We start from the raw sequence: 22,083 nt of genomic DNA on the forward strand, positions 1-22,083 counted from the left end.
GCGTAGGTGCTGATAGTGACGCGGACCATCCCCCGCGATGACAAATTTCCTATCGGCGGCGGTGGCCGATGCGTTGCAGCGCCCGACTACCCTGCACACCCATGCGCATCGGGGCCCACGTCCGCGACGACGACCCGCTCGGCGCCGCCGCCGAACGCAGCGCCGACGTCGTGCAGTTCTTCCTGGCCGACCCACAGGGCTGGAAGGCCCCGAAGCCGCACCCGCAGACCGACGGGTTGCTGGCCTCGGACCTGGACGTCTTCGTCCACGCGCCCTACCTGGCCAACGTCGCCTCGCTCAACAACCGCATCCGCATCCCGTCGCGCAAGATCGTGCTCCAGCACGCCGAGGCGGCGGCGAAGGTCGGCGCCAAGGGCCTGATCGTGCACGGCGGGCACGTCACCAAGGGCGAGGACCCGAACGAGGGCATCGCCAACTGGCGGAAGATGTTCCAGCGGCAGGCCGACAGCGGCGGCTTCGCGGTCCCGATCCTGATCGAGAACACCGCGGGCGGCGAGAACGCCATGGCGCGCACGTTCGACATGCTCGGCAGGCTGTGGGACGCGGTCGGCGAGTTCGACGCCGGGTTCTGCCTGGACACCTGCCACGCGTTCGCCTCCGGCGAGGACCTGGTCGGCATCGTGGACCGGGTGAAGGCCATCACCGGCCGCATCGACCTGGTGCACCTCAACAGCTCCCGCGACGAGTTCGGCTCCGCGCGCGACCGGCACGCCAACATCGCCTCCGGCACGATCGACCCCGACCAGCTCGTCGCGGTGGCCGCCGCGGCCGGGTCGCCGGTGCTGGTCGAGACGCCGGACGAGGGCCAGGCCGCGGACATCGCGTTCCTGCGCGAGCACCTGGGCCGCTGAGCGTGGCGCGGGAGGTGGTGTCCGTGCCGGAGCGCACGGGCGCCGGGTCGCGGGCGCCGAGGTTCGGCCGGGCCGCGCTCGCCGCGGTCGTCCTCCTGTGCGGGCTCACGATGTTCGTCGGCTTCCTCAACAAGGACCGCTGCACCGGGCCCGAGTTCGACCAGTGGGGCCGCAGCGCGCCGGACTACGAGAAGCGCAACAAGGCCGACGTCTGCTACTCCGACATCCAGCACCTGTGGATCGGCCGTGACGTCGACCGGCACGTGTTCCCGTACGTCGACGGCGGCATCACGAGCCAGGGCGTGCTGGTCGGCGGCGCGGTCGAGTACCCGGTGCTCACCGGGCTGATGATCTGGCTGGGCGCGATCCCGGCGCACGACGACGCGGCGTTCCTGCTGTTCTCCGCCCTGCTGATGGCCCCGTTCGGGCTGGCCACCGGGTGGCTGCTGGGCAAGCTGAGCCGGTGGCGGGCGCTGATCTGGGCGCTCGGCCCGCCGGTGGTGCTCTACGCGTTCCACAACTGGGACCTGCCGGTCGTGCTGTGCGCGGTCGCGGCGGTGTACGTGGCGCACCGGGGCTGGGGGCGGCGCGAGCGGCCGCTGGTCGACCGCGCGGTGGCCGCGTCGGTGCTGCTGGGGATCGGGTTCGCGTTCAAGCTCTACCCGGCGATCTTCGTGCTGCCGCTGTGCCTGTACGTGCTGACCGGCGGCCCGGGTGGGCGGTCGCTGCCGAGCGGGGCCCGGTACGACGTCGCGGGCGCGGTGAGGGTGGCGTCGGCGGCGGTGGTGACGGTGACGCTGGTGAACCTGCCGTTCGTGCTGGCCGGGCCCGCGGGGTGGAAGGCGTCGTTCGCGTTCCAGGGCCTGCGGCGGGTCGACATCACCACGAACTCGGTCTGGTTCTGGGGTCTGCGGCCGTTCATGCCCGACGAGGACATGCAGGTGCTGGTCGGCGTGCTGTCGCCGGTCGCGATCCTGGCGTCGTTCGCGCTGGCGTGCCGGCTGGGGTGGCGGCGCTACCTGCGTGAGGGCAGCTACCCGTGGGTGGCGGTGTCGGCGGCGATGCTGTGCGGGTTCCTGCTGCTGCACAAGGTGCACTCGCCGCAGTACACGCTGTGGCTGGTGCCGATGTTCGTGCTGCTGCGGGTGAACTGGGGCTGGGTGGTGGCCTACTTCGCGGCCGACCTCGCCATGGGCGTCGGCATCTTCCGCTGGTACTACGCGATCGAGTTCGGCCGGCCGTCCGGCATCTACGACGGGTTCGCCGCGCAGGCCGTGGTGATCGGGGTGTGGGGCCGGGCGGCGCTGCTGGTGGCGTTGTTCCTGGTGTTCCTGAAGTCGGAGGTCACGTTCGGCGACCTCGATCCGGACCGCCGGCGTCGTACCGCCACCGCGTGAGGGGCCGGCCCGCGCGCGTCACGCCGGTTGGCCCGCCTCCACCGGCTGCTCGGAGCGGCTCGACCGGTCCGACCGGCGCAGCCGCAGCGCGAACCGGTCCGGGGCGCCGTCGATGAACCCGCCGCACGGGTCGTCGTCGCCCGCCTGGCGGACCTTGTCCAGGCTGGGCCGGTAGATCTCGCGGATGATGAGACCGCACAGCAGGAGCACCGCGACGTCCCGCGCCACGACCGCGCCCAGGAACCAGTCGATCGGCAGGCCCTTGTTCTCCACGCCGAGGTAGAAGAACATCCGCGGCACCCAGACCAGCGCGTCCACGACCATCCACGCCAGCAGCAGCTTCCACCGGGGCAGGGCGAGCACCGCCAGCGGCACGAGCCACAGCGAGTACTGCGGGCTCCACACCTTGTTGGTCAGCAGGAACGCGGCCACCACCAGGAACGCGAGCTGCGCGAACCGGGGCCGCCGCGGTGCGGACAGGGCCACGAACCCGACCGCCGCGCAGCACACCAGGAACAGCACCGCGCTGACCGTGTTGAGCACCTCGGGCGCCTGCCCGTGCGCGAGTCCCGGGTCGAAGCCCTGCCACCCGGTCCACTGCGCGATCACGTTGTAGATCGAGTCCGGGTCGACGCCGCGCTCGGTGTTGAGCCGGAAGAACTCGCGCCAGCCGGCCGGGTAGAGCCACGCGATGGGCGCGTTCACTACCGCCCACGTGCCCAGCGTCGCGCCGAACGTGGTCCAGCCGGCCCGCAGCTTGCCCGCCCGCCAGCACAGCAGCAGCAACGGCCCGAGCAGGAACAGCGGGTACAGCTTCGCCGCGCCGCCCAGCCCCAGCAGCACGCCCGCCAGCACCGGTTTGCGGCGCGCCCAGGCGAGCATGCCCGCCGTCGCGAACGCCGTGGCCAACGTGTCGAAGTTGGTGAACGCGTGCACGATCACCAGTGGCGACACCGCCACCAGGACCGCGTCGTACGGCCGCCGCTTGGCCAGTTGCGCCACCGCGTAGGCCGTCACCAGCCACGCCAGCGCCAGCCACAGCGCGGTGATGTTGAAGTACACGATCACGGTCATGGGGTTGGGCAGCCACCCGGACGAGGCGATCACCGTCCAGCCCTGCGCCATGCGCGCGTTGAGGAGCTGGAACATGCCCGTCAGCACGGGGTACTCCATGTACCGCACGTGCGCGGTGGGCTTGCCCTCGTCGTCCACCCAGGACGTCTTGTAGGGGAAGGTGTCCGGCTTGTCCAACCGCTCCGCGGTGTACAGCGGCACGGTGTCGGAGTAGCACATCGCGGTGAACTGCTTGCTGCCCCGCCAGTCCAGCTGCACCACGCCGTTGTCGTCCACGTACTGCTGCACGCACGGCGACTTCTGGAACCACGCCAGCGCCAGCGTCACGACCGCGAACAGCAGCACCACCCGCACGGGCGTCCAGAACCACTGCCTGCCGACCGACGCGTGCCGACCGACGGGCCCGCCCAGCGGCCTGCTCGCCGCCCGCGCGAGCGGCTCGGTCCACGTGGGGTTGACCCGCTCGTCGGGGCTGAGCGAGTCGGTGTCGTCGGCGTTCGCCTGCGAGGGCTGCGAGGGGCTGGCCACGGGGACGGATGCTACGGGCAGGGGTCAACGGAAGTTGTGAGGTCGCCGCGAACCCGCGGGCCCCGGCCCGCACCCGAGACGCGAAGAGGGGCCCGGCACCAGGCCGGACCCCTCTTCACGTGCGCGGACCGCGGGCTAACCCGTCGGCCGCGGGCCGTTCCCGCCGATCGGATCGGGCTGGTTCTCGTCCGAGGTGGTGGGCGCGGTGGGGCAGGTCAGGCCGACGCAGGGACGGGTGGGGCGGGTCGGCGTCGTCGTGGTCGGCCGGGTCGAGGTCGGATCGGTCGTCGTCGACCGGTTCTCCTCTTCCTTCTTCGGCGTGGTGGTGGTCGTCGTGGTCGTGGTGGTGGTCGGCTGCGGGTTGTCGAACTGGTTGAGCTTGCGCGCCTTCGGGAACGGCTCCGGCGGGGTGCCCTCCAGCGCCTTGTCCATGAACCGCTTCCACACCTGACCGGGCAGACCACCACCGTAGATCGGGTTGCCCTTGGAGTCCTTCAACGCCACGTTGCCCTCGTCGCGGCCGACCCACACCGAGGCCGACAGCGAGGGCGTGTAGCCGACCATCCACGCCTTGGAGGTCTGGCTGGCGTCGTCGGGCAGCTCGTGCGTGCCGGTCTTGCCCGCGCACTCGCGACCCGCGCACGGGATCCTCGAGTAGGTCAGGACGGGCTTGAGCGACTCGGTGACGTTGTCGGCGATGTCCTGGTTCTTCTGCTGGTCCGGGTCGAACGCCTGCCGGGACACGTCGACGTGCTGGTAGACGGCCTTGCCCTCGGCGTTGGTGATCTTCGAGATGAAGAACGGCTCGTGGTAGATGCCGCGCGCGGCGAAGGTGGCGTAGGCGGAGGCCATGTCGAACGGCCGCACCTGCGCCTCGCCGCCGCCGATCGCGATACCGACGTTGGGCGGGCCGCCGCTCTCGTTGACCAGCAGGTCCTTCTTCACGCCCTGCACCTCGACGGTCTTCGGGATGCCCGCGGCGTGCGCGGCGTCGGCGACCGGCTGGGTGCCGATCTGGATCACCAGGTCGTAGAACACGGTGTTCAGCGACATGCGCATCGCCTCGCGGATGGGGCACTGCTCGCCGCAGGTGTTGCCCGGGTCGGAGGCGTTGCGGATGGTGATCTTGGTGCCGCCGAGGTTGAACGTCTTCGGCGTGCGGCCGTCGTAGGTCGAGCCGAGGCCCTTGCCCTTCTGCAGCGCGGCGACCAGGTCGAACGGCTTGAACGACGAGCCCGCTTCCTGCAGCGTGTTGGTCGCGTAGTCCAGGCCCGTGCCGTCCTCGCCCGCGTAGTACGCCCGGACCGCGCCGGTCTGCGGGTCGATCGCGGTGAGCGACGACCGCAGCTCCTTGGGCTGCGGGCCCATGATCTCGTGCACCGCGTCCTCGGCCGCCTGCTGCTTGGGCGGCTCGATGGTCGTGTGGACCGTGACGCCGACCTTCTGCGCCTTCTCCACGTCCCACTCGACCTTGGCCATCTCCTGGATGACCTGCTGGCGGATGTGCAGGCGGGTGCCGCTCAGGCCGGAGTCGTCGGTCAGTTCCACCGGCACCGGCATCGGTTCGGACTGGCGGTAGCCCTGGTCGATCCAGCCGTGCTTGAGCATCTGGTCCATCACGTAGTTCCAGCGCTCTTCGCGGTAGGCCTGCTGCTCGGACCGGCCCGGGTTCTGGATCATGCCCGCGAGCAGGGCGGACTGCGCGTGGGTGAGGTCCTTGAGCTGGACGTCGCCGAAGTACGCCTTCACCGCGGTCTTGATGCCGTAGCCGCCACGACCGAAGTAGATCGTGTTCAGGTACGCGGTCAGGATGTCTTCCTTGTCCTGCTGCTGCGACATCTTGTACGCGGTGACGGCCTCGGTGAACTTGCGGGTCAGGGTCAGGTCGGCCTGGTCGGTGGCCTCCTTGACGTACTGCTGCGTGAGGCCGGAGCCACCGCTGTTCTCGCCCTTGAGCTGGTACCAGCCCGCGCGGGCGATGGCGGTCAGGTCGAAGCCGACGTTCGTCATGAACGTCGGGTCCTCCGCGGCGAACACGGCGTCCTTGAGCGATTGCGGGATGTCCTCGTACTTGACCATGGTGCGGTTCGCGTCGCCGGGCGCGTACTTGGTCATCTCCGTGCCGTCGGCGTAGAGGATGGTGATCGCCTTGCCCTGGTCGGCCGCGACGGCCTCCGGGTTGGGGACGTCGACCACCTGGTAGGCGACCGCGAACGCGACGACGGGCGCGAGCAGCATCAGGCCGAAGGTCACGTAGCTGGTGCGGCGCACGCGTCGCCAGATCTTCTTGCGACGCACGGCGCGGGCCTCCTGCTCGGTCAGCTCCTCGTCGTACTCGTCGTCGTAGAAGGGCTCCAGCTCGACCTCGTCCTCGCGGTGCGTGAGGAGCTCGGGCTCGCGGGGCGTGCTCTGGTAGACCGGCGGCAGCAGGTCGGTCGGCTCCTCGCCGGGACGCCGCTGGGGGCCACCGGGACCGCCGGGGCCACCGGGGCGGCGCGGGCCACCGGGTCCGGCGACCGGGGGACGGCCGCCGGGCGGCACCGGGCCACCGGGTGCGCCGGGTCGGCGCAGGCCGCCGGGAGGCGTGTTCGGCCGGCCGGGCACGCTGCCCGCGGCGGCCGGGCCGTCGGGACGCGCGCCGGGAGGTGGCGGCGGGCCGCCGGGCCTGCCGCCCGGGACGGGACCGCCGGGTCCGGCGGGCCTGCGCGGCGGTGGGCCGCCGCGGGGGACGCCCCCGGCCTGCGGGATGCCGCCGGGGGGCGTGCCGGGACGGGCGAACCCGCCCGGTGGGGTGCCGTGCCGAGGGCCGGGCCCGTCGACCGGAGAGCGCGCGAAACCACCTGGCGGGGTGTTCGGACGCTCCGGCTGATCCCCGGCTCCGCGGCGCGGTGGGTGACCGCCGCCGTCCGGGTCCTCCCCGGTCGGCCATTGCGGCTCCGCGCCACGATGCCTGTCGTCATGCTGGTCGTTCACGAAATGGCCTCCCAGACCGGCGTGCCGTTGCACGCGGTTCGGTGGTCGTACGCCGCTGCTCCTCGCCGGAGCGGCGCCCGTGGCCGGAGCAGGTTCACTCCGCCGCGGTCCTCCTGCGCGGCTTGCCAGAGTTCAGGCCACGCGTTCCCAGGACGTATGACTGCACCAGGTGGTTCCAACTACATGTGCGGCAAACTTCGACCACGTACACGGTGAACTCCTCGAAGAGGGTCGCCATGCGGGCCAGCTCGTCGGCGGTGCGCGCGGACCCGGCCGCGTGCTTGAGCTCGTCGCCGTAGACCCAGGACACGAGGGTGAGCGGTTCCTTCCGGCACACCGGACAGGTCACCTCGCTCGGCCTGCCGTGGAACTTCGCAGCTCGCAGCAGGTACGGGCTGGCGTCGCAGACCTCCATCGTGCCCACTCGGCCCGCGTAGACCTCCGCCAGCAGCGCACGGCGCTGCAAGGCGTAGTCCACGACCTGGCGTTGGGTCGACACGACGACCAGAGTACGTGCCGCCCCGACCGCGCCGATGGGCCGTTCAGGGCAGTGGGCCGGAAGCAGGGGTGGCTGTGTGCCACACGACACTGGATGAGCGTGCGCGGATGTATCGCACCGATATACTGACCGCACCCATCGGCGCTCACCTTAGCGGGGAGGTGCTACGTGCTGGAGTTCGCCATCCTCGGCCTGCTGCACGAAGCGCCCATGCACGGCTACGAGCTGCGCAAGCGCTTGCACGAGTTGCTGGGGGCGTTCCGCGCGTTCTCCTACGGGACGCTGTACCCCACGTTGCGCAAGCTGCAACGCGGCGGCCTCATCGTCGAGGAAGTGCCCGAAGACGACTCGGCCCGGTGGGGGCGTCGGGCGCGCAAGGTCTACAAGCTCACCGGGGAGGGCAAGGAGAGGTTCGCCGAACTGCTGGCCAACGCCGGACCCCAGACGTGGGACGACGACTCGTTCGGCGTCCACCTGGCGTTCTTCTCCCGCACCCCGGCCGAGATCAGGATGCGCATCCTGGAGGGCCGCAGGCGCCGGGTCGAAGAGCGCCGCGAGGGGCTGCGCACCTCGTTATCGGCCACCAGCGAGCGCATCGACCGGTACACCCGGGAGCTGCACCGGCTCGGGCTGGAGAGCACCGAGCGCGAAGTGCGGTGGTTGAACGAGCTGATCGCCCATGAACAGGCCGAACAGCGCGAGCGGGACCAATAACCCCCCGAATACGAGCACGGAAGAACTAAGGAGGACTCGGCATGGGCGACAACCGCCGCAGCGTTCGAGTGGCCATCGTCGGGGTCGGCAACTGCGCGGCGTCGCTGGTGCAGGGCGTCCACTACTACCGGGACGCCGACCCGAGCACGCGCGTGCCCGGTCTGATGCACGTCCGGTTCGGCGACTACCACGTGCGCGACATCGAGTTCGTCGCCGCGTTCGACGTGGACGCCAAGAAGGTCGGCACGGACCTGTCCGAGGCCATCGGGGCGAGCGAGAACAACACGATCAAGATCGCCGACGTGCCGCCGCTCGGCGTCACCGTGCAGCGCGGTCACACGCTCGACGGTCTCGGCCGGTTCTACCGGGAGACCATCGAGGAGTCCGACGAGCGGCCGGTCGACGTGGCGCAGGCGCTGCGCGACGCCGAGGTCGACGTGCTGGTGTCGTACCTGCCGGTCGGCTCGGAGGAGGCGGACCGCTTCTACGCGCAGGCCGCCATCGACGCCGGTGTGGCGTTCGTCAACGCGCTGCCGGTGTTCATCGCCTCCGACCCGGAGTGGGCGGAGAAGTTCCGCGCGGCCGGCGTGCCGATCGTCGGTGACGACATCAAGTCGCAGGTCGGCGCGACCATCACGCACCGCGTGCTGGCCAAGCTGTTCGAGGACCGCGGCGTGCAGCTCGACCGCACGATGCAGCTCAACGTGGGCGGGAACATGGACTTCCTGAACATGAAGGAGCTGGAGCGGCTGGAGTCCAAGAAGGTCTCCAAGACGCAGGCGGTGACCTCGCAGGTCGACCGCGACCTGGGCAAGCGCAACGTGCACATCGGCCCGTCGGACTACGTGGCCTGGCTGGACGACCGCAAGTGGGCGTACGTGCGGCTGGAGGGCCGGGCGTTCGGCGACGTGCCGCTGAACCTGGAGTACAAGCTCGAGGTGTGGGACTCGCCGAACTCGGCGGGCATCATCATCGACGCGGTGCGCGCCGCGAAGATCGCGCTGGACCGGGGCATCGGCGGCCCGATCCTGTCGGCGTCGTCCTACTTCATGAAGTCCCCGCCCGTGCAGTACTCGGACTCCGAGGCGCACGAGGCCGTCGAGGCGTTCATCCGCGGCGACGTGGAGCGCTGACGTATCTGCGCGACGGACCCCCTGCACCCGGTGCAGGGGGTCTTCTCGCACGTCAGCGCTTCGACAGCCGCAACGACTGCCACGACCCGTCGGCCGTCCAGCCGCCGTCCACGGGCAGTGCCACGCCGTTGACGAACCCGCTGCGGTCCGGGTCGGCCAGGAACGCGACGGCCTGCGCGATGTCGTCCGGGACCGCGAACCGGCCCATCGGCACGTGGTCGGTGATGTCGGCGTCGCCGTAGTGCCCGCCCGCCTGGGACTCGACGTCCATCTCTGTCTTCACCCAGCCCGGGCAGACCGCGTTGACCCGCACCCCGCGCCCGCCCCACTCCACCGCGAGCGTGCGCGTCATCCCGATCAGGCCGTGCTTGGTGGTGTTGTAGGCGGCCCGGTCCGCGACACCGCGCAACCCGGCCACGGACGCGATGTTGACCACCGAGCCCCGCCCGCGGGCCAGCATGAGCCGCCCCAGCGCCTGCGTCAGCAGGAACGGCCCGGTCAGGTTGACCGCGAGCATCCGCTCCCACTGCTCCAGGGACGTGTCCTCGAACGGCACGATCCCCGCGATGCCCGCGTTGTTGACCAGCACGTCGACCTGGTCGCCGACCCGTTCGACGACCTCGGCCACGTCCCGGGGCGACGACACGTCGCCGACCACCCCGCCGTCGGTCTCCTCCAGGTCGAACCCGACCACCTCGTACCCGTCCCCGCGCAGCACCTCGGCCACCCGCGCGCCGATGCCCTGCGCCGCCCCGGTGACCACCGCAACTCGTCGTCCCATGGCCTGAACGCTAGGGCCTGGGCAGCGCCGCGGGCAGGTCGGAGAGCTCCCGCAGCACGGTGACGTGCGCCAACACGGCCGGGTCCGGGGGGAAGTGGGGGTTCGGGACGGCGTAGACGGTCATGCCGGCGGCCAGGGCGGCGCGCAGGCCGTTGGTCGAGTCCTCGACCGCGGCGCTGCGGGTCGGGTCGACGCCCAGCTTCGAGGCGGCCAGCAGGTAGACGTCGGGTGCCGGCTTGCCCGCGCCCGCCTGCTCGCTGGAGATCGCCACCCGGACCACGTCGGTCAGGTCGGTGGCGGCGAGGAACGACTTGATCAGCACCGGCGGGGACGAGCTGGCGATGGCCACGGGGTGGCGGGACGCCACCTCGCGCACGACGTCCACCGCGCCCGGCAGCACGGGCGGGCCCTCGGCGTAGCGCTCGGCCATCTCACCGATCACGCCGGACGCGGCCTCGGCCGGGGTGAGCCGGACGCCGACCTCGGTCACCAGGTAGGTCGCCCACTCGGGTGTGCTCATGCCCTGCATCGCCCTGGTCGCGGCGGGCAGCCACGTGCCCCCGTGCCGGGCGGCGAAGGCTTGGCGCACCTCGTCCCACATCCGCTCGGAGTCCACCAGCACGCCGTCGAGGTCGAACACCACCGCTTCCACACCCCTGACCGTAGTGTGAGCGCACTTACTTCGTCATGCTAAGCAAAATCGGTTAGGCTGGCTAAGTGAAATTCCTCGACCAACCCCGTCAGGTGTGGGTCACGGCGTTCGCCGCGGTGATCGCGTTCATGGGCATCGGCCTCGTCGACCCCATCCTGCTTTCCATCGCCGAGGGCCTGCACGCCACTCCGTCGCAGGTCACCCTGCTGTTCTCGTCCTACCTGGGCGTCCAGGTCGTGGCCATGCTGTTCACCGGCGTCGCCTCGGCCCGCTTCGGCGCGAAGCGCACGCTGGTCGGCGGCCTCGCCCTCATCGTGGTGGCCACGGCCCTGTGCGCGCTCGCGGGCGACATCGGTCAACTCGTGGGCCTGCGCGCCGTCTGGGGCCTGGGCAACGCGTTCTTCATCGCCACCGCGCTGTCGGTGATCGTCGGCGCGGCCACCGGCGGCCAGAAGGGCGCGATCCTGCTCTACGAGGCCGCGCTCGGCCTGGGCCTGTCCGTCGGACCGCTGCTCGGCGCGCTGCTGGGCAGCTTCTCGTGGCGCGGCCCGTTCATCGGCACGGCCGCGCTGATGGCCGTGGCGTTCGTGCTGTGCTCGGTCTTCCTCGCCAACGACAAGCCGCAGCACTCGATCCGGCTGCTCGACCCGTTGCGCGCGCTGCGCCACCCCGGCCTGCTGCGCACGGCCATCGGTTCGGCCCTCTACACGGCCGCGTTCTTCGCCGTGCTGGCCTGGTCGCCGTTCGTGCTGGGCTGGGGCGCCGTGCGGATCGGGCTCGTCTTCTTCGGCTGGGGCGCGTGCGTCGCGGTGTCCAGCGTCTGGCTCGCGCCACGCCTGGCCGACCGCTTCGGCGACCGCCGCACCACCGTCGTGGCAGTGCTCGCGTTCGCGGCGTTGATGCTGGTCATGGCGGTGCCGAACAAGCCGCTCCTGGTGGTCGCGGTGATCGTCAGCGGGGTGGTGTCCGGTCTGCTCAACACGCTGTTCACCAGTGCCGCGATGAGCGTCAGCCCCGCGCCGCGCCCGGTGGCCAGCGCCGGCTACAACTTCCTGCGCTGGCTCGGCGGCGCGCTGGCCGCGACGTTCGTCGGCCACCTCGCCCAGCCGTTCGTCGTCGCCGCCCTCTGCTGCGTGCTCGCGGCCGGCCTGCTGGCGGTGGGCCGCACGTCCCGCCGCGCCGTGCCGACCGAAGCGATCCTGGTCGGCGAGGAACTGGTGGGTTAACAAGCGGTGAACGCCGGTTTACGGTCCGTGGAGTCCCCTCTGACCGTAGGAGGCGTTCCGGTGGTGCGACACCTTCCCCTGCTGACCGACCACTCCCCCGGGCGCGCGGCCGTCACCTGCCGATACCGCTGCGGTGACGCGTGCTTCCACGACGTGCCCAACACCTCGGGCAACCCGTACTTCGGCGACCTGCTCGACCGGCGCACCGCGATCAAGGCCGCCGTGGTCGTCGGAGCCCTCGGTGGCGTCCTGGGCGGCGCCGCCACCGCCGCGGCCGAGCCCGACGCGGCGGACCGACACCCCCTCGGCCTCGACTTCGACCCCGTCGCCCCCAACACGCTCGACGCCGTCGTCGTCCCCGAGGGCTACCGCCAGGAAGTCGTGATCCGGTGGGGCGACCCGCTCTTCCCGGACGCGCCGGAGTTCGACTTCGACCGCCAGACCGCCGCCGCCCAGGCCCGGCAGTTCGGCTACAACTGCGACTTCGCCGCCCTCGTGCCGCTGGACCCGGCCGGGCGCACGAACCTGCTGGTCACCAACCACGAGTACACCGGCGAACCGTTCATGTTCCGCGGTTACGACGAGGCGAACCCCACCCGCGAGCAGGTCGAGATCGCGTGGGCGGCCCACGGCCTGTCCGTCGTGCAGGTCCGGCAGGCCCGCGACGGCCGCCTCACCACCCGGTTCTCCCGCTACAACCGCCGCATCACCGCCACCACGCCGTTCAAGATCACCGGACCGGCGGCGGGCTCGAAGTACCTGAAGACCTCGGCCGACCCGACCGGCACCCGGGTGCTGGGGACGTTGAACAATTGCGCCGGCGGCGTCACGCCGTGGGGCACGATCCTGTCCGGCGAGGAGAACTTCAACCAGTACTTCGCCAACGCCGACGCGCTCGCCGACCCGCGCCTGACCCGCTACGGCGTCACGGGCACCGCCACCACCCGCAAGTGGGAGCGGTTCGACGAGCGGTTCGACCTCGCGCGGGAGCCCAACGAGGTCAACCGGTTCGGGTACGTGGTCGAGCTCGACCCGACCGACCCCGACTCCACCCCGGTCAAGCACACCGCGCTGGGCCGCTTCAAGCACGAGTGCGCCAACGTCCGCCTCGCCGCCGACGGACGAGTGGTCGCCTACTCCGGTGACGACGAGCGGTTCGAGTACATCTACAAGTTCGTCTCCACCGGCAAGGTCCGCAAGGGCGACAGCAAGGCCGCCCGCAGGCACAACATGACCCTGCTCGACGACGGCACGCTCTACGTCGCCCGCTTCACCGGCGACAGCCCGCCCGCCGAGATCGACGGCACCGGCCGGCTGCCCTCCGACGGCCGGTTCGACGGCCGCGGCGAGTGGGTGCCGCTCGCCTCGGGCGACCGCTCGTTCGTGCCGGGCATGACCGCCGAGGAGGTCTACGTCTTCACCCGGTCGGCCGCCGACAAGGTCGGAGCCACCAGGATGGACCGCCCCGAGGACATCCAGACCCACCCGCACACCGGCGTCGTCTACTGCGCCCTCAGCAACAACGTCGACCGCGGCAAGGCGGGCAAGGAAGGCGCGACCGAGCCCAACCCGCGGGTGAACAACAAGCACGGCCAGGTGCTCGAGCTGACCGAACGCGACGGCGACCCCCTCGCGCTCGCGTTCTCCTGGAACCTCATGCTCGTGTGCGGCGACCCGGCGTCGCCGGACACCTACTTCGCGGGCTACGACAAGAGCCGCGTGTCGCCGATCTCCAGCCCCGACAACGTGGCGTTCGACCGGCACGGCAACCTGTGGATCTCCAGCGACTCGGCGGGCGCGCTCCACGGCAACAACGACGGCCTGTACGCGGTGCCGGTGTCCGGTGCGAGCCGCGGCCACCTCAAGGCGTTCCTCACCGTGCCGCGCGGCGCGGAGACGTGCGGGCCGGTGATCGGCGAACGCGTCGTCACGGTGTGCGTGCAGCACCCCGGCGAGGTCGACGGCGCGAGCGCGGACAACCCCGCCTCGCACTGGCCGGACGGCGGCGACTCGCAACCGCGGCCGTCGGTGGTCGCGGTGTGGCGCGAGGGTCGGCGCGTCGGCGAGTGAGGCCGCCGGTGTGGTCGCCCGGCGCGACCGGGCGACCACACCGGGTGCGAGCAGGGCGTTCCGATTCGCCCACGACGGAGGTGTTCGCCTCGCGTTCACCTCGAAGTCCGCTGGTGGAGCACTTGCCCTCTTACGGTCGCCCGGTTCCCACTGAGCGATCTCGGAGGTCCGCGTGTCCTCATCCACCGATCGGGGGCGGCGTCTGCTGCCCCTCCTGCCCAACCACCCCCTCGGGCGTTCGGCGATCACCTGCAAGTACCGCTGCGGCGACGCGTGCGCGCACGAGGCGCCCAACACGTCCGACAACGCCTACTTCGGTGACGTCGTCGGCGAGGTCGTGCGTCGGCGTGGCCTGCTGAAGGCCAGCGCGGTGCTCGCGGTCGCGGGCGCGGGTGTCGGGCTGGTCGGTGCCGGTACCGCCGCCGCGAAGCCCGAGGTCGAGCGGGACGCCGACCTGGGCGGCGGTCGTCGCCGCGACGGCCTGAACTTCGCCGCCGTCGCGCCCAACACCGAGGACCGCGTCGTCACGCCCGAGGGCTACGAGCAGGGCGTCGTGCTGCGCTGGGGCGACCCGGTCGTGCCCGGCGCGCCCGCGTTCGACTTCGACCGGCAGACCGCGGCGGCGCAGGCCAAGCAGTTCGGCTACAATTGCGACTTCCTCGGCCTGGTGCCGCTGGGCGGGCACGACGAGTGGGTGCTGGTGGCCAACCACGAGTACACCACCGAGGAGTTCCTGTTCAAGAACTGGGACGCGGCCAACCCCACCCGTGAGCAGACCGAGATCGCGTGGGCCGCGCACGGCCTGTCCGTGGTGCGGGTCGAGCGCGACCGGCGCAGCGGCAAGCTCGTGCCGAAGCTGGACCGGCGCTACAACCGCCGCATCACGGCGACCTCCGAGTTCAAGGTCACCGGCCCGGCGGCGGGCTCGAAGTTCCTCAAGACCTCGGCCGACCCGACCGGCACGCGGGTGCTGGGGACGTTGAACAACTGCGCCGGCGGCGTCACGCCGTGGGGCACCATCCTGTCCGGCGAGGAGAACTTCAACCAGTACTTCGCCAACGCGGGCTCGGTCACCGACCCCGTCGCCAAGGCGCGGCTGTCCCGCTACGGCCTGTCCGGCGCGGCGTCCACGCGCAAGTGGGAGCGGTTCGACAAGCGCTTCGACGTGGCGCAGGAGCCCAACGAGGTGCACCGGTTCGGCTGGGTCGTCGAGATCGACCCGCTCGACCCGGACTCGACCCCGGTCAAGCACACCGCGCTCGGCCGCTTCAAGCACGAGGGCGCGAACGTGATCATCGCCCGCGACGGCCGCGTGGTCGCGTACATGGGCGACGACGAGCGCTTCGACTACATGTACAAGTTCGTCTCCGACGAGAAGTACAAGCCGGGCAACAGCAAGCACGCCCGTGAGCACAACAAGAAGCTGCTCGACAAGGGCACGCTGTACGTCGCCAAGTTCACCGGCGACAGCCCGGTCGCCGAGATCGACGGCTCCGGCAAGCTGCCCGCCGACGGCGAGTTCGACGGCTCCGGCGAGTGGATCCCGCTGGCCGCGGGCGACCGCTCGTTCGTGCCCGGCTTCACCGCCGAGGAGGTCTACGTCTTCACCCGGCTCGCGGCGGACGCCGTCGGCCCGACGAAGATGGACCGCCCCGAGGACGTCGAGCCCAACCCGCGCAACCGCCGGGTGTACGCGGCGCTGACCAACAACAGCGACCGCGGCAAGGCGGGCAAGGAAGGCGCGACCGAGCCCAACCCGCGGCTGAACAACCGGCACGGGCACGTGCTGGAGCTGGAGGAGCGGCGCGGCGACAACACCGCCACGTCGTTCTCCTGGAAGCTGCTGCTGGTCTGCGGCGACCCGACCTCGCCCGACACGTACTTCGGCGGGTACGACAAGACCCAGGTCTCGCCGATCTCGTGCCCGGACAACCTCGCGTTCGACGACCAGGGCAACCTGTGGATCTCCACCGACGGCAACGCCCTGAAGTCCAACGACGGCCTGTTCGCGGTGCCGGTCGAGGGCCCGTACCGCGGTCGGGTGAAGCAGTTCCTCACCGTGCCGAGGGGCGCGGAGACGTGCGGCCCGGTGGTGGAGGACGACTTCGTGCTCGTGGCCGTGCAGCACCCCGGCGAGATCGACGGCGCGTCGGCCGCCAACCCGCTGTCGCACTGGCCGGACGGCGGCACCTCCCAACCCCGCCCGTCCGTGGTCGCGGTGTGGAAGAAGGACAAGGGCCGCATCTGCGGCTGACCCGAGGTGGGGGGCTCGCTCACCCCGAGCCCTCCACACCTCGAGAGTCCTACGTTCAGCACCCGAGAGTCCTACGTTCGCGACCCCCGAGTTGAACGGTCACGACGAGCGGCAGGTGCGCGAGTGTTGAATTCGGGGGTCCTGGACGTAGGACTCTCGCGGCGCGAACGTAGGACTCTCGCGGATTAGGGTGCGGGTATGAGTCGACCCGTTGCCCTGGTCACCGGTGCGTCGCGTGGGATCGGCGCGGCCGTCGCACGTGTGCTCGCGCCCACGCACGACCTGCTGCTCGGCGGTCGTGACGAGGTGGCGCTCAAGGCGCTGGCCGGTTCGTTGCCGTCCGCCCGGCCCTGGCCCGTGGAACTGACCGACCCCGACGCGTTGGCCGCCGCCACCGCGGACCTCACCCGCCTGGACGTCCTCGTGCACAGCGCGGGCATCGCCGAGCTCGGCCCGCTCGCCGACGCGACCGCGGACACCTGGCGGCGCACCCTCGACGTCAACGTGGTCGCGGTCGCCGAGCTCACCCGGCTCGCGCTGCCCCTGCTGCGCGCCGCCCGCGGCCACGTCGTGCTGATCAACTCCGGCGCGGGCCTGCGCGCCAACCCCGGCTGGGGCGTCTACGCGGCGAGCAAGTTCGCCCTCCGGGCCTTCGCCGACGCCCTGCGCGCCGAGGAGGACGACCTCCGCGTCACGTCCGTCCACCCCGGACGCGTCGACACCGACATGCAGCGCGGCGTCCGCGAGCAGGAGAGCGGCGACTACCAGCCGCACCTCTACCTGACCGCGGACTCCGTGGCCCGAGCGGTCGCCACCGCCGTGCACGCGGGCGACGACGCGCACCTCACCGAGATCGTCGTCCGCCCGCGCCCCCGCTAGCGCTACCGCAGGCGGGCGGCCACCTCGCGCACGCCCGCCTGCGCCTCGCGCCGGTCCACGGCCGTCGTCTCGCCGTCGGCCACGACCTGCTTGCCCGCCACCCACACGTCCTTGACCCGACGCGTGCCCGACGCCCACACCAGGTTCGCCAGCACCTGCTCGTCCGGCGCGTCCAACCCGGTGGCGAACGCCGGGTCGTCCACGTCCACGTGCACGACGTCGCCCCACCGACCGGGCTCCAACGCGCCGAGGTCGTCACGGCCCAACGCCGCCGCACCACCCCGCGTGGCCAGCAGCAACGCGTCCGCCGCACGCATCGCCGTCGCGTCACCGGACGTCACGCGCGCCAGCAGCGCCGCCAGCCTGGCCTCCTCGAACAGGTCCAGGTCGTCGTTGGAGGCGGGCCCGTCGGTGCCCAGCCCGACCGCGATGCCGGCGTCCAGGTAGGACCGCAGCGGCGCGATGCCGGACGCCAGCTTGGTGTTCGAGCCGGGGCAGTGCGCGACACCCACGCCGTGCTCGGCGTAGATGGCGACGTCCTCCGGCGAGAGGTGCACGGAGTGCGCCGACAGCACCCGCCCGCCCAGCACGCCCGCCTGCTCCAGCAGCCGCGGCACGGAGCCGTGCGACTGCCGCTGCGCCACGTCCTCCTCGGCCGACTCCGCCACGTGCACCTGCACCAACGCGCCCCGGTCCCGCGCCTCGCCGGCGATCTCGCCCAACGCCTCGGGCGAGAGGATGTACGCCGAGTGCGGCCCGTAGCTCAGCTCGACCCGCTCGTCCGGCCCGAACCGCAGCCCGTCGGCGTCGATCCACCGGGTGATCTCGTCGGTCATCGGCCGCCACGGCATGCCCGGCAGGTCCATGATCGCCGCGCCGAACAGCACCCGCGACCCGGCCGCCAGCACCGCGTCCGCGAGCTGCTCGCCGTGGAAGTACATCTCCGCGCTCGTGGTCACGCCGTTGCGCAGCATCTCCACCGCGCCGAGCAGCATGCCGACCCGGATGTCCGCGGGCTTCATCTTCGCCTCGGCGGGCCACATCGCCTCGCGCAGCCAGCGCAGCAGCGGCAGGTCGCCGCCCATGCCGCGCAGCAGCACCATGGGGCTGTGCGCGTGCGCGTTGACCAGACCGGGGAGCAGGATCCCGCTCAGCCGGCGGACCTCGCCGGTGAACTCCGGCGCGTCGGCGGCCGGGCCGACGTGCGCCACCCGGCCGTCCACGACGTCGACCACGGCGTCGCGCAGGACGGTGCAGGCGGGATCGCAGGGCAGGACCACTGGGGCGTGCAGGCGCAGCGACATGCCCCGATCCTGCCCCACTCGATCGAGCGACACACAACGTGTCGGGGCACGCGTCGCCTCGTAACCCGAACAGTGGGTTTGACCTTCTTGGGCGGTGTTCACCCGCCGGGTGGACGTAATCTCCGAAACGTTGGGAGAGGTGGTGGTCCCGCTGATCCGGCGAAGGAGTGACAGTGGCTCGTAACGGTGGAAGTGGTCAACCCGGCGAGCGGCGCGGGAGGGGGGAGCCCGCGGCGGCGGTCCTGCGATCGGAGGCTGACTTCTCCGAGCCCGGCCTGTCCCGGGAGCGCCGCTGGCTCGCGCTGTTCCTGCTGGTGCACCTGGTGGACGACAACGGCCGGATGGGCACCGCCTACCGGCGGGTGCTGCGGCGGGCGGCGCGAACACCGGGGCACTGGGCGCACGGCCGGTCGCTGGGCGCGGTCCGGGCCGAGGTGACGCGCTGGATCGGCGTGCAGGCGCGGCCGGACAGCGTGCCGCCGTGGGATCGGATCGCGAGCCTGGTCCACGCCGCCGTGCACCCGGCGGAAGCGCCTGCCGTGCTGGCGACCGCCCGCCACCTGCACGGCCTGGTGACCGGTGAGGCGACCGACGACCCGCGCCCGCGCTGGCTGGACCCGTCGGTGGACAACATCACCACGTCGATGATCGGCGGCCCGGCCTGGGCGCGGAAGCACGGCCTGCCCGTGCCGGAGCAGGCGTTCGGCGACCCGGAGCCGGCAGCCGACGTGCCCGCGCCGCGCGACCGGGAGTCGAGCGCGTACGAGATGCTGTGGACGGTCGTGCGGGTGCACCGCGACGCCGAGGCGCGGATCGCCGAGCTGGAGCACCAGGTCCGCCTGCTGCACGAGGAGAACGCGCGGCTCTCCGGCGACGTCACCACCTGGCTGGGCGACTACCGCCCGGCGATCCCCGACCAGGACCGCGGCCCGCGCAGCCGCCGCCCCGTCGTCGACCGGCACCTGGCCGTCGAGGACCCGGCGCAGACCTTCACCTACCCGCTGCCCGTCGAACTGCCCGCGAAACGCCCCACCGCGGGGTGAGCGTCACCGCGTCACGGGCAGGGCGGCGCGCACCTCCCAGCCGCCGCCGGCCCGTGCGCCCGCGCTGAACCGACCGCCGAGCAGCTCGACGCGCTCCCTCATGCCCACCAACCCGTAACCACCGGACCCGCCGACGGGCGCGGCCTTGCGCGCGCGCCCGTCGTCGGCCACCAGCACGTGCACCACACCGTCCGAAACGGACACCGAGACGTCCACAGCGGACACGCCCTCGGCGTGCTTGCGCGCGTTGGTCAACGACTCCTGCACCAACCGCAGCACCGAGCGGCCCAACGACGGCGGCACGGACACCGGCAGGTCTACGTGCAGCCGCACGGGCTGGCCGGACCGCTCCACCACCCCGCGCACGTCGTCGGCCAGGTCGCTGGACGCGGTCGGCGCGTCGGCCTCGGTGCCGCGCAACGTGCCGACCAGGCGGCGCATCTCGGTCAACGCCTCGTTGCCGCTGCGCACGATGATCGGCAGCGCCTCCTGCGCCGCCGCCGGCACGGCCTGCGCCGCCTGCGCGTGCACCACCATCCCGGTCACGTAGTGCGCGATCACGTCGTGCAGCTCGCGCGCCAGCGCCATCCGCTCGGCGTGCTGCGCCGCCGCCACCTCGGCCCGCACGGCGGTCGCGCGCTCCCGGTCGCGGGCGCGGAAGTACAGCCCGGTGCCCAGCGACAGCGCCAGCAGCACCGTGCCGCCGACGACCTGCTGCCACGGCCCGGGCCCGCTGTAGTCGTCCGGCCAGTACCGCGACCAGTAGTCCGGGCGCAGGGGCGCCGTGCCCACCGCCACCGCGACGAGCACGACCACCGCCACGGCGGCGCGCACCAGCGGCTCCTGCCGCACGACCACGGCGATGATCGCCATCACCGCGGCGGTCTCGGAGATCACCAGACCGCTGATCGCCGGCACCACCGGGGCGACGTCGGCCACCCGCAGCACGACCGAGCTCGCGGCCAGCGCCGTGGCGGCGGCCAGCGCGGCGTCGAACGGTCGGCGCGGCGCGAGCACCGACAGCACGCACACGACCGCCGAGCCGGGCAGCTGCCACCAGGCCGGCTCTCCGAGCGCTTCACCGCCGAAGAAGAAGAGCAGGGCGCACGCCAACGGCCACTGGCGGCGCAGCAGGGGCCGCCACCCGAGGTGAGTGCTCTCCACGGGATCTCACCGTAGGTGGTCACGCCGCGCGGCGCGTCCGACCCCGGTCGGGTGGCCCGTCAACCGCCAGGCTGACCCGAACGCGTGCCGAAACACACCAGTGGCCGATGTCGGATGACGAATCCCGGGGTGACTCTTGAGTGGTGAGTCGGGGAACGGGAGGGACACCATGTTCGGAGTGGTCGCGACGTGGGCGGGCGCGGTGCTCGGCCTGCTGGTGCTGGTGCTGATGGCGTTGGCGGGCGTGCTGATCGACTCGCAGCGCTGATCCGGGGGCTGGGCGGCCTCAGCCGCCGAGGCCCTCGACGCGCCGCCGGAGCAGTTCGGCGAGGCGTCCGGGCGACTGCGGCTGGGTCGTCTCCACGGGGCTGGGGGTGAAGCGGGCGGGTCCGCCGGCACGGGCGCGGCGGGCCGCCGCGGGGTCGAGCCGGAACGCGGGCCGGTTGCCGGAGTGGCGTTGCCGCGAGCGCAGCCACGACAGCCGGTGGCGCGATTCGGCGTGGTGGTCGGTGATGGTCACCGCGGCGAGGTCGAACGAGTGCAGCACGGCCCGGTTGAGCTCCACCACGGCGCGGTCGCGCCACAGGGAGCGCTCGGTGGAGGTGTCCAGGCCCAGCGCCTCGGCGACCGACCTGGCCGCGCCGTAGGCGTTCTCGTCGGCCAGGCTCCTGGCGCCGATCTCGGAGCCGACGAACCAGGAGTTGAACGGCGCGGCGGGGTAGGTGACGCCGCCGATGGTCAGCCGCATGTTGGTGATCACGGGCACGGCGTGCCAGCGCAGGCCGAGCCGGCCGAACCAGGGCAGGTCGGGGTGCTCGAGCATCACCTCGTGCACCACGTCCGGCGGCACGTCGAACAGCCGCACGCCCTCGTGCGCGGTCTCGACCACCAGCGGCAGCGGGTCGAAGCGGCCGGTCGGGTTCGGCGGCCGCCACCCCATGCCCCGCACGGCGTCGGTGAACTCGCGGTAGCGGAGGTCGCCGCTGCCGTCGCCGTGGCCCGCGTACCGGACGAGCTGCTCGTTCCAGATGCACGGCCCGGGCGCGCCCGGGGTGTCCGGCGCGAACACCGTGACCAGCGGGCGGATCTCGCCGCCGTTGGTGGCCAGGCGCAGGTGCTCGACGCACTCGGCGGCCACCGCGCCCGCGTTGCGGAACCCGCGCAGGTCGCGGACCTTGAGCCGGCGCCACGGCACGCCGCTGGTGCACCAGCCGGAGTCGCGCAGCGCGATCCGCGCGCCGTAGGCCAGCTCGTGGGTCGTGTGGCGGTAGGTGCCGGTCTCCGCGATCTCCTCCCGCACCTGGTGCAGGCGGGGACCGACGGGCCCGGCTTCGGGGTGGGCGATGTGGAACATGCGGAGGAAGCCCTCCGCCGCGTCCACGTCGAACGTTATCGGTTCGTTGTCTACTGCGGTCACGGGCGGTAACCGTAGTTGCGGAACGGTGTCACACGTCACTGCCAGACGGGGCACATCGGGTGATCGACAAATCGCACCCGATCCGGTGACGAATCCACGCGCA

17 protein-coding genes are annotated in these 22,083 nt (G+C 72.0%); 9 read left to right on the top strand and 8 right to left on the bottom strand.

The genetic code is table 11. The features are described from left to right. The first annotated feature begins 101 nt into the window (after nt 1–101). Together LZG04_RS40335 and LZG04_RS40340 are read left to right on the top strand one after the other, a co-directional pair. On the top strand, nt 102–872 hold the full coding sequence (locus tag LZG04_RS40335; protein ID WP_233827233.1) for a deoxyribonuclease IV: 771 nt from the start codon (nt 102–104) through the stop codon (nt 870–872). Then, nucleotides 869–2,269, top strand: coding sequence for a glycosyltransferase family 87 protein (locus tag LZG04_RS40340; protein WP_374202991.1), 1,401 nt, complete (start codon nt 869–871; stop codon nt 2,267–2,269). Before LZG04_RS40335 ends, LZG04_RS40340 begins: the two co-directional genes overlap by 4 nt. A gap of 18 nt (nt 2,270–2,287) precedes the next feature. Here the strand turns inward: LZG04_RS40340 and LZG04_RS40345 are convergent, their stop codons facing one another. From LZG04_RS40345 to LZG04_RS40360, 3 genes are all read right to left on the bottom strand, one after another. After that, entirely contained in the window at nt 2,288–3,871 is a 1,584-nt protein-coding gene (locus LZG04_RS40345) for a glycosyltransferase family 87 protein (RefSeq protein WP_233827234.1), read from the bottom strand. Between the two features lie 135 nt (nt 3,872–4,006). Then, the gene (locus LZG04_RS40350; protein WP_308199687.1) at nt 4,007–6,844 is read right to left on the bottom strand and encodes a transglycosylase domain-containing protein; all 2,838 of its coding nucleotides are present in this window, start codon (nt 6,842–6,844) and stop codon (nt 4,007–4,009) included. Nucleotides 6,845–6,938: 94 nt separating this feature from the next. After that, a complete protein-coding gene (locus tag LZG04_RS40360; RefSeq protein WP_233827235.1) occupies nt 6,939–7,343 on the bottom strand; it encodes a DUF5318 domain-containing protein in 405 nt (134 codons plus the stop codon). A gap of 168 nt (nt 7,344–7,511) precedes the next feature. On the opposite strand from LZG04_RS40360, the gene LZG04_RS40365 reads away from it, so the two are divergent. Together LZG04_RS40365 and LZG04_RS40370 are read left to right on the top strand one after the other, a co-directional pair. Beyond that, on the top strand, nt 7,512–8,057 hold the full coding sequence (locus LZG04_RS40365; protein WP_233827236.1) for a PadR family transcriptional regulator: 546 nt from the start codon (nt 7,512–7,514) through the stop codon (nt 8,055–8,057). Nucleotides 8,058–8,098: 41 nt separating this feature from the next. Next, the gene (locus LZG04_RS40370) at nt 8,099–9,190 is read left to right on the top strand and encodes an inositol-3-phosphate synthase (protein ID WP_233827237.1); all 1,092 of its coding nucleotides are present in this window, start codon (nt 8,099–8,101) and stop codon (nt 9,188–9,190) included. Nucleotides 9,191–9,242: 52 nt separating this feature from the next. On the opposite strand, the gene LZG04_RS40375 is transcribed toward LZG04_RS40370, so the two are convergent. Together LZG04_RS40375 and LZG04_RS40380 are read right to left on the bottom strand one after the other, a co-directional pair. Beyond that, nucleotides 9,243–9,971 (bottom strand): SDR family NAD(P)-dependent oxidoreductase, encoded by a 729-nt coding sequence (locus tag LZG04_RS40375; RefSeq protein ID WP_233827238.1) that lies wholly within the window; start codon nt 9,969–9,971, stop codon nt 9,243–9,245. A 10-nt stretch (nt 9,972–9,981) separates the two neighbouring features. Next, a complete protein-coding gene (locus tag LZG04_RS40380; RefSeq protein WP_233827239.1) occupies nt 9,982–10,623 on the bottom strand; it encodes an HAD family phosphatase in 642 nt (213 codons plus the stop codon). Between the two features lie 65 nt (nt 10,624–10,688). Between LZG04_RS40380 and LZG04_RS40385 the strand changes: the two genes are divergently transcribed. The 4 genes from LZG04_RS40385 to LZG04_RS40400 all read left to right on the top strand — a co-directional run bounded on the left by LZG04_RS40385 (nt 10,689) and on the right by LZG04_RS40400 (nt 17,052). Beyond that, nucleotides 10,689–11,849 carry an MFS transporter gene (locus tag LZG04_RS40385; protein ID WP_233827240.1) on the top strand — a complete coding sequence of 387 codons (1,161 nt, stop codon included), beginning with the start codon at nt 10,689–10,691 and terminating at the stop codon, nt 11,847–11,849. A 63-nt stretch (nt 11,850–11,912) separates the two neighbouring features. Beyond that, nucleotides 11,913–13,919 (top strand): PhoX family phosphatase, encoded by a 2,007-nt coding sequence (locus LZG04_RS40390; protein WP_233827241.1) that lies wholly within the window; start codon nt 11,913–11,915, stop codon nt 13,917–13,919. 172 nt (nt 13,920–14,091) lie between these two features. After that, entirely contained in the window at nt 14,092–16,173 is a 2,082-nt protein-coding gene (locus LZG04_RS40395) for a PhoX family phosphatase (protein WP_233827242.1), read from the top strand. 198 nt (nt 16,174–16,371) lie between these two features. Continuing rightward, nucleotides 16,372–17,052, top strand: a complete 681-nt coding sequence (locus LZG04_RS40400; protein ID WP_233827243.1) for an SDR family oxidoreductase — start codon at nt 16,372–16,374, stop codon at nt 17,050–17,052. Between the two features lie 2 nt (nt 17,053–17,054). Here the strand turns inward: LZG04_RS40400 and LZG04_RS40405 are convergent, their stop codons facing one another. Beyond that, on the bottom strand, nt 17,055–18,356 hold the full coding sequence (locus LZG04_RS40405; protein WP_233827244.1) for an amidohydrolase family protein: 1,302 nt from the start codon (nt 18,354–18,356) through the stop codon (nt 17,055–17,057). A gap of 173 nt (nt 18,357–18,529) precedes the next feature. On the opposite strand from LZG04_RS40405, the gene LZG04_RS40410 reads away from it, so the two are divergent. Then, nucleotides 18,530–19,399: a hypothetical protein gene (locus LZG04_RS40410; protein WP_233827245.1), complete on the top strand. Its 870-nt coding sequence runs from the start codon at nt 18,530–18,532 to the stop codon at nt 19,397–19,399. 3 nt (nt 19,400–19,402) lie between these two features. On the opposite strand, the gene LZG04_RS40415 is transcribed toward LZG04_RS40410, so the two are convergent. Continuing rightward, nucleotides 19,403–20,563 carry a histidine kinase gene (locus tag LZG04_RS40415; RefSeq protein WP_233827246.1) on the bottom strand — a complete coding sequence of 387 codons (1,161 nt, stop codon included), beginning with the start codon at nt 20,561–20,563 and terminating at the stop codon, nt 19,403–19,405. Nucleotides 20,564–20,849: 286 nt separating this feature from the next. After that, nucleotides 20,850–21,980: a nitric oxide synthase oxygenase gene (locus LZG04_RS40420; RefSeq protein WP_308199688.1), complete on the bottom strand. Its 1,131-nt coding sequence runs from the start codon at nt 21,978–21,980 to the stop codon at nt 20,850–20,852. Between the last annotated feature and the right edge of the window lie 103 nt (nt 21,981–22,083).

The organism is Saccharothrix sp. S26 (assembly GCF_021390395.1).
In the GTDB taxonomy this organism is placed as follows: Bacteria; Actinomycetota; Actinomycetes; order Mycobacteriales; family Pseudonocardiaceae; genus Actinosynnema.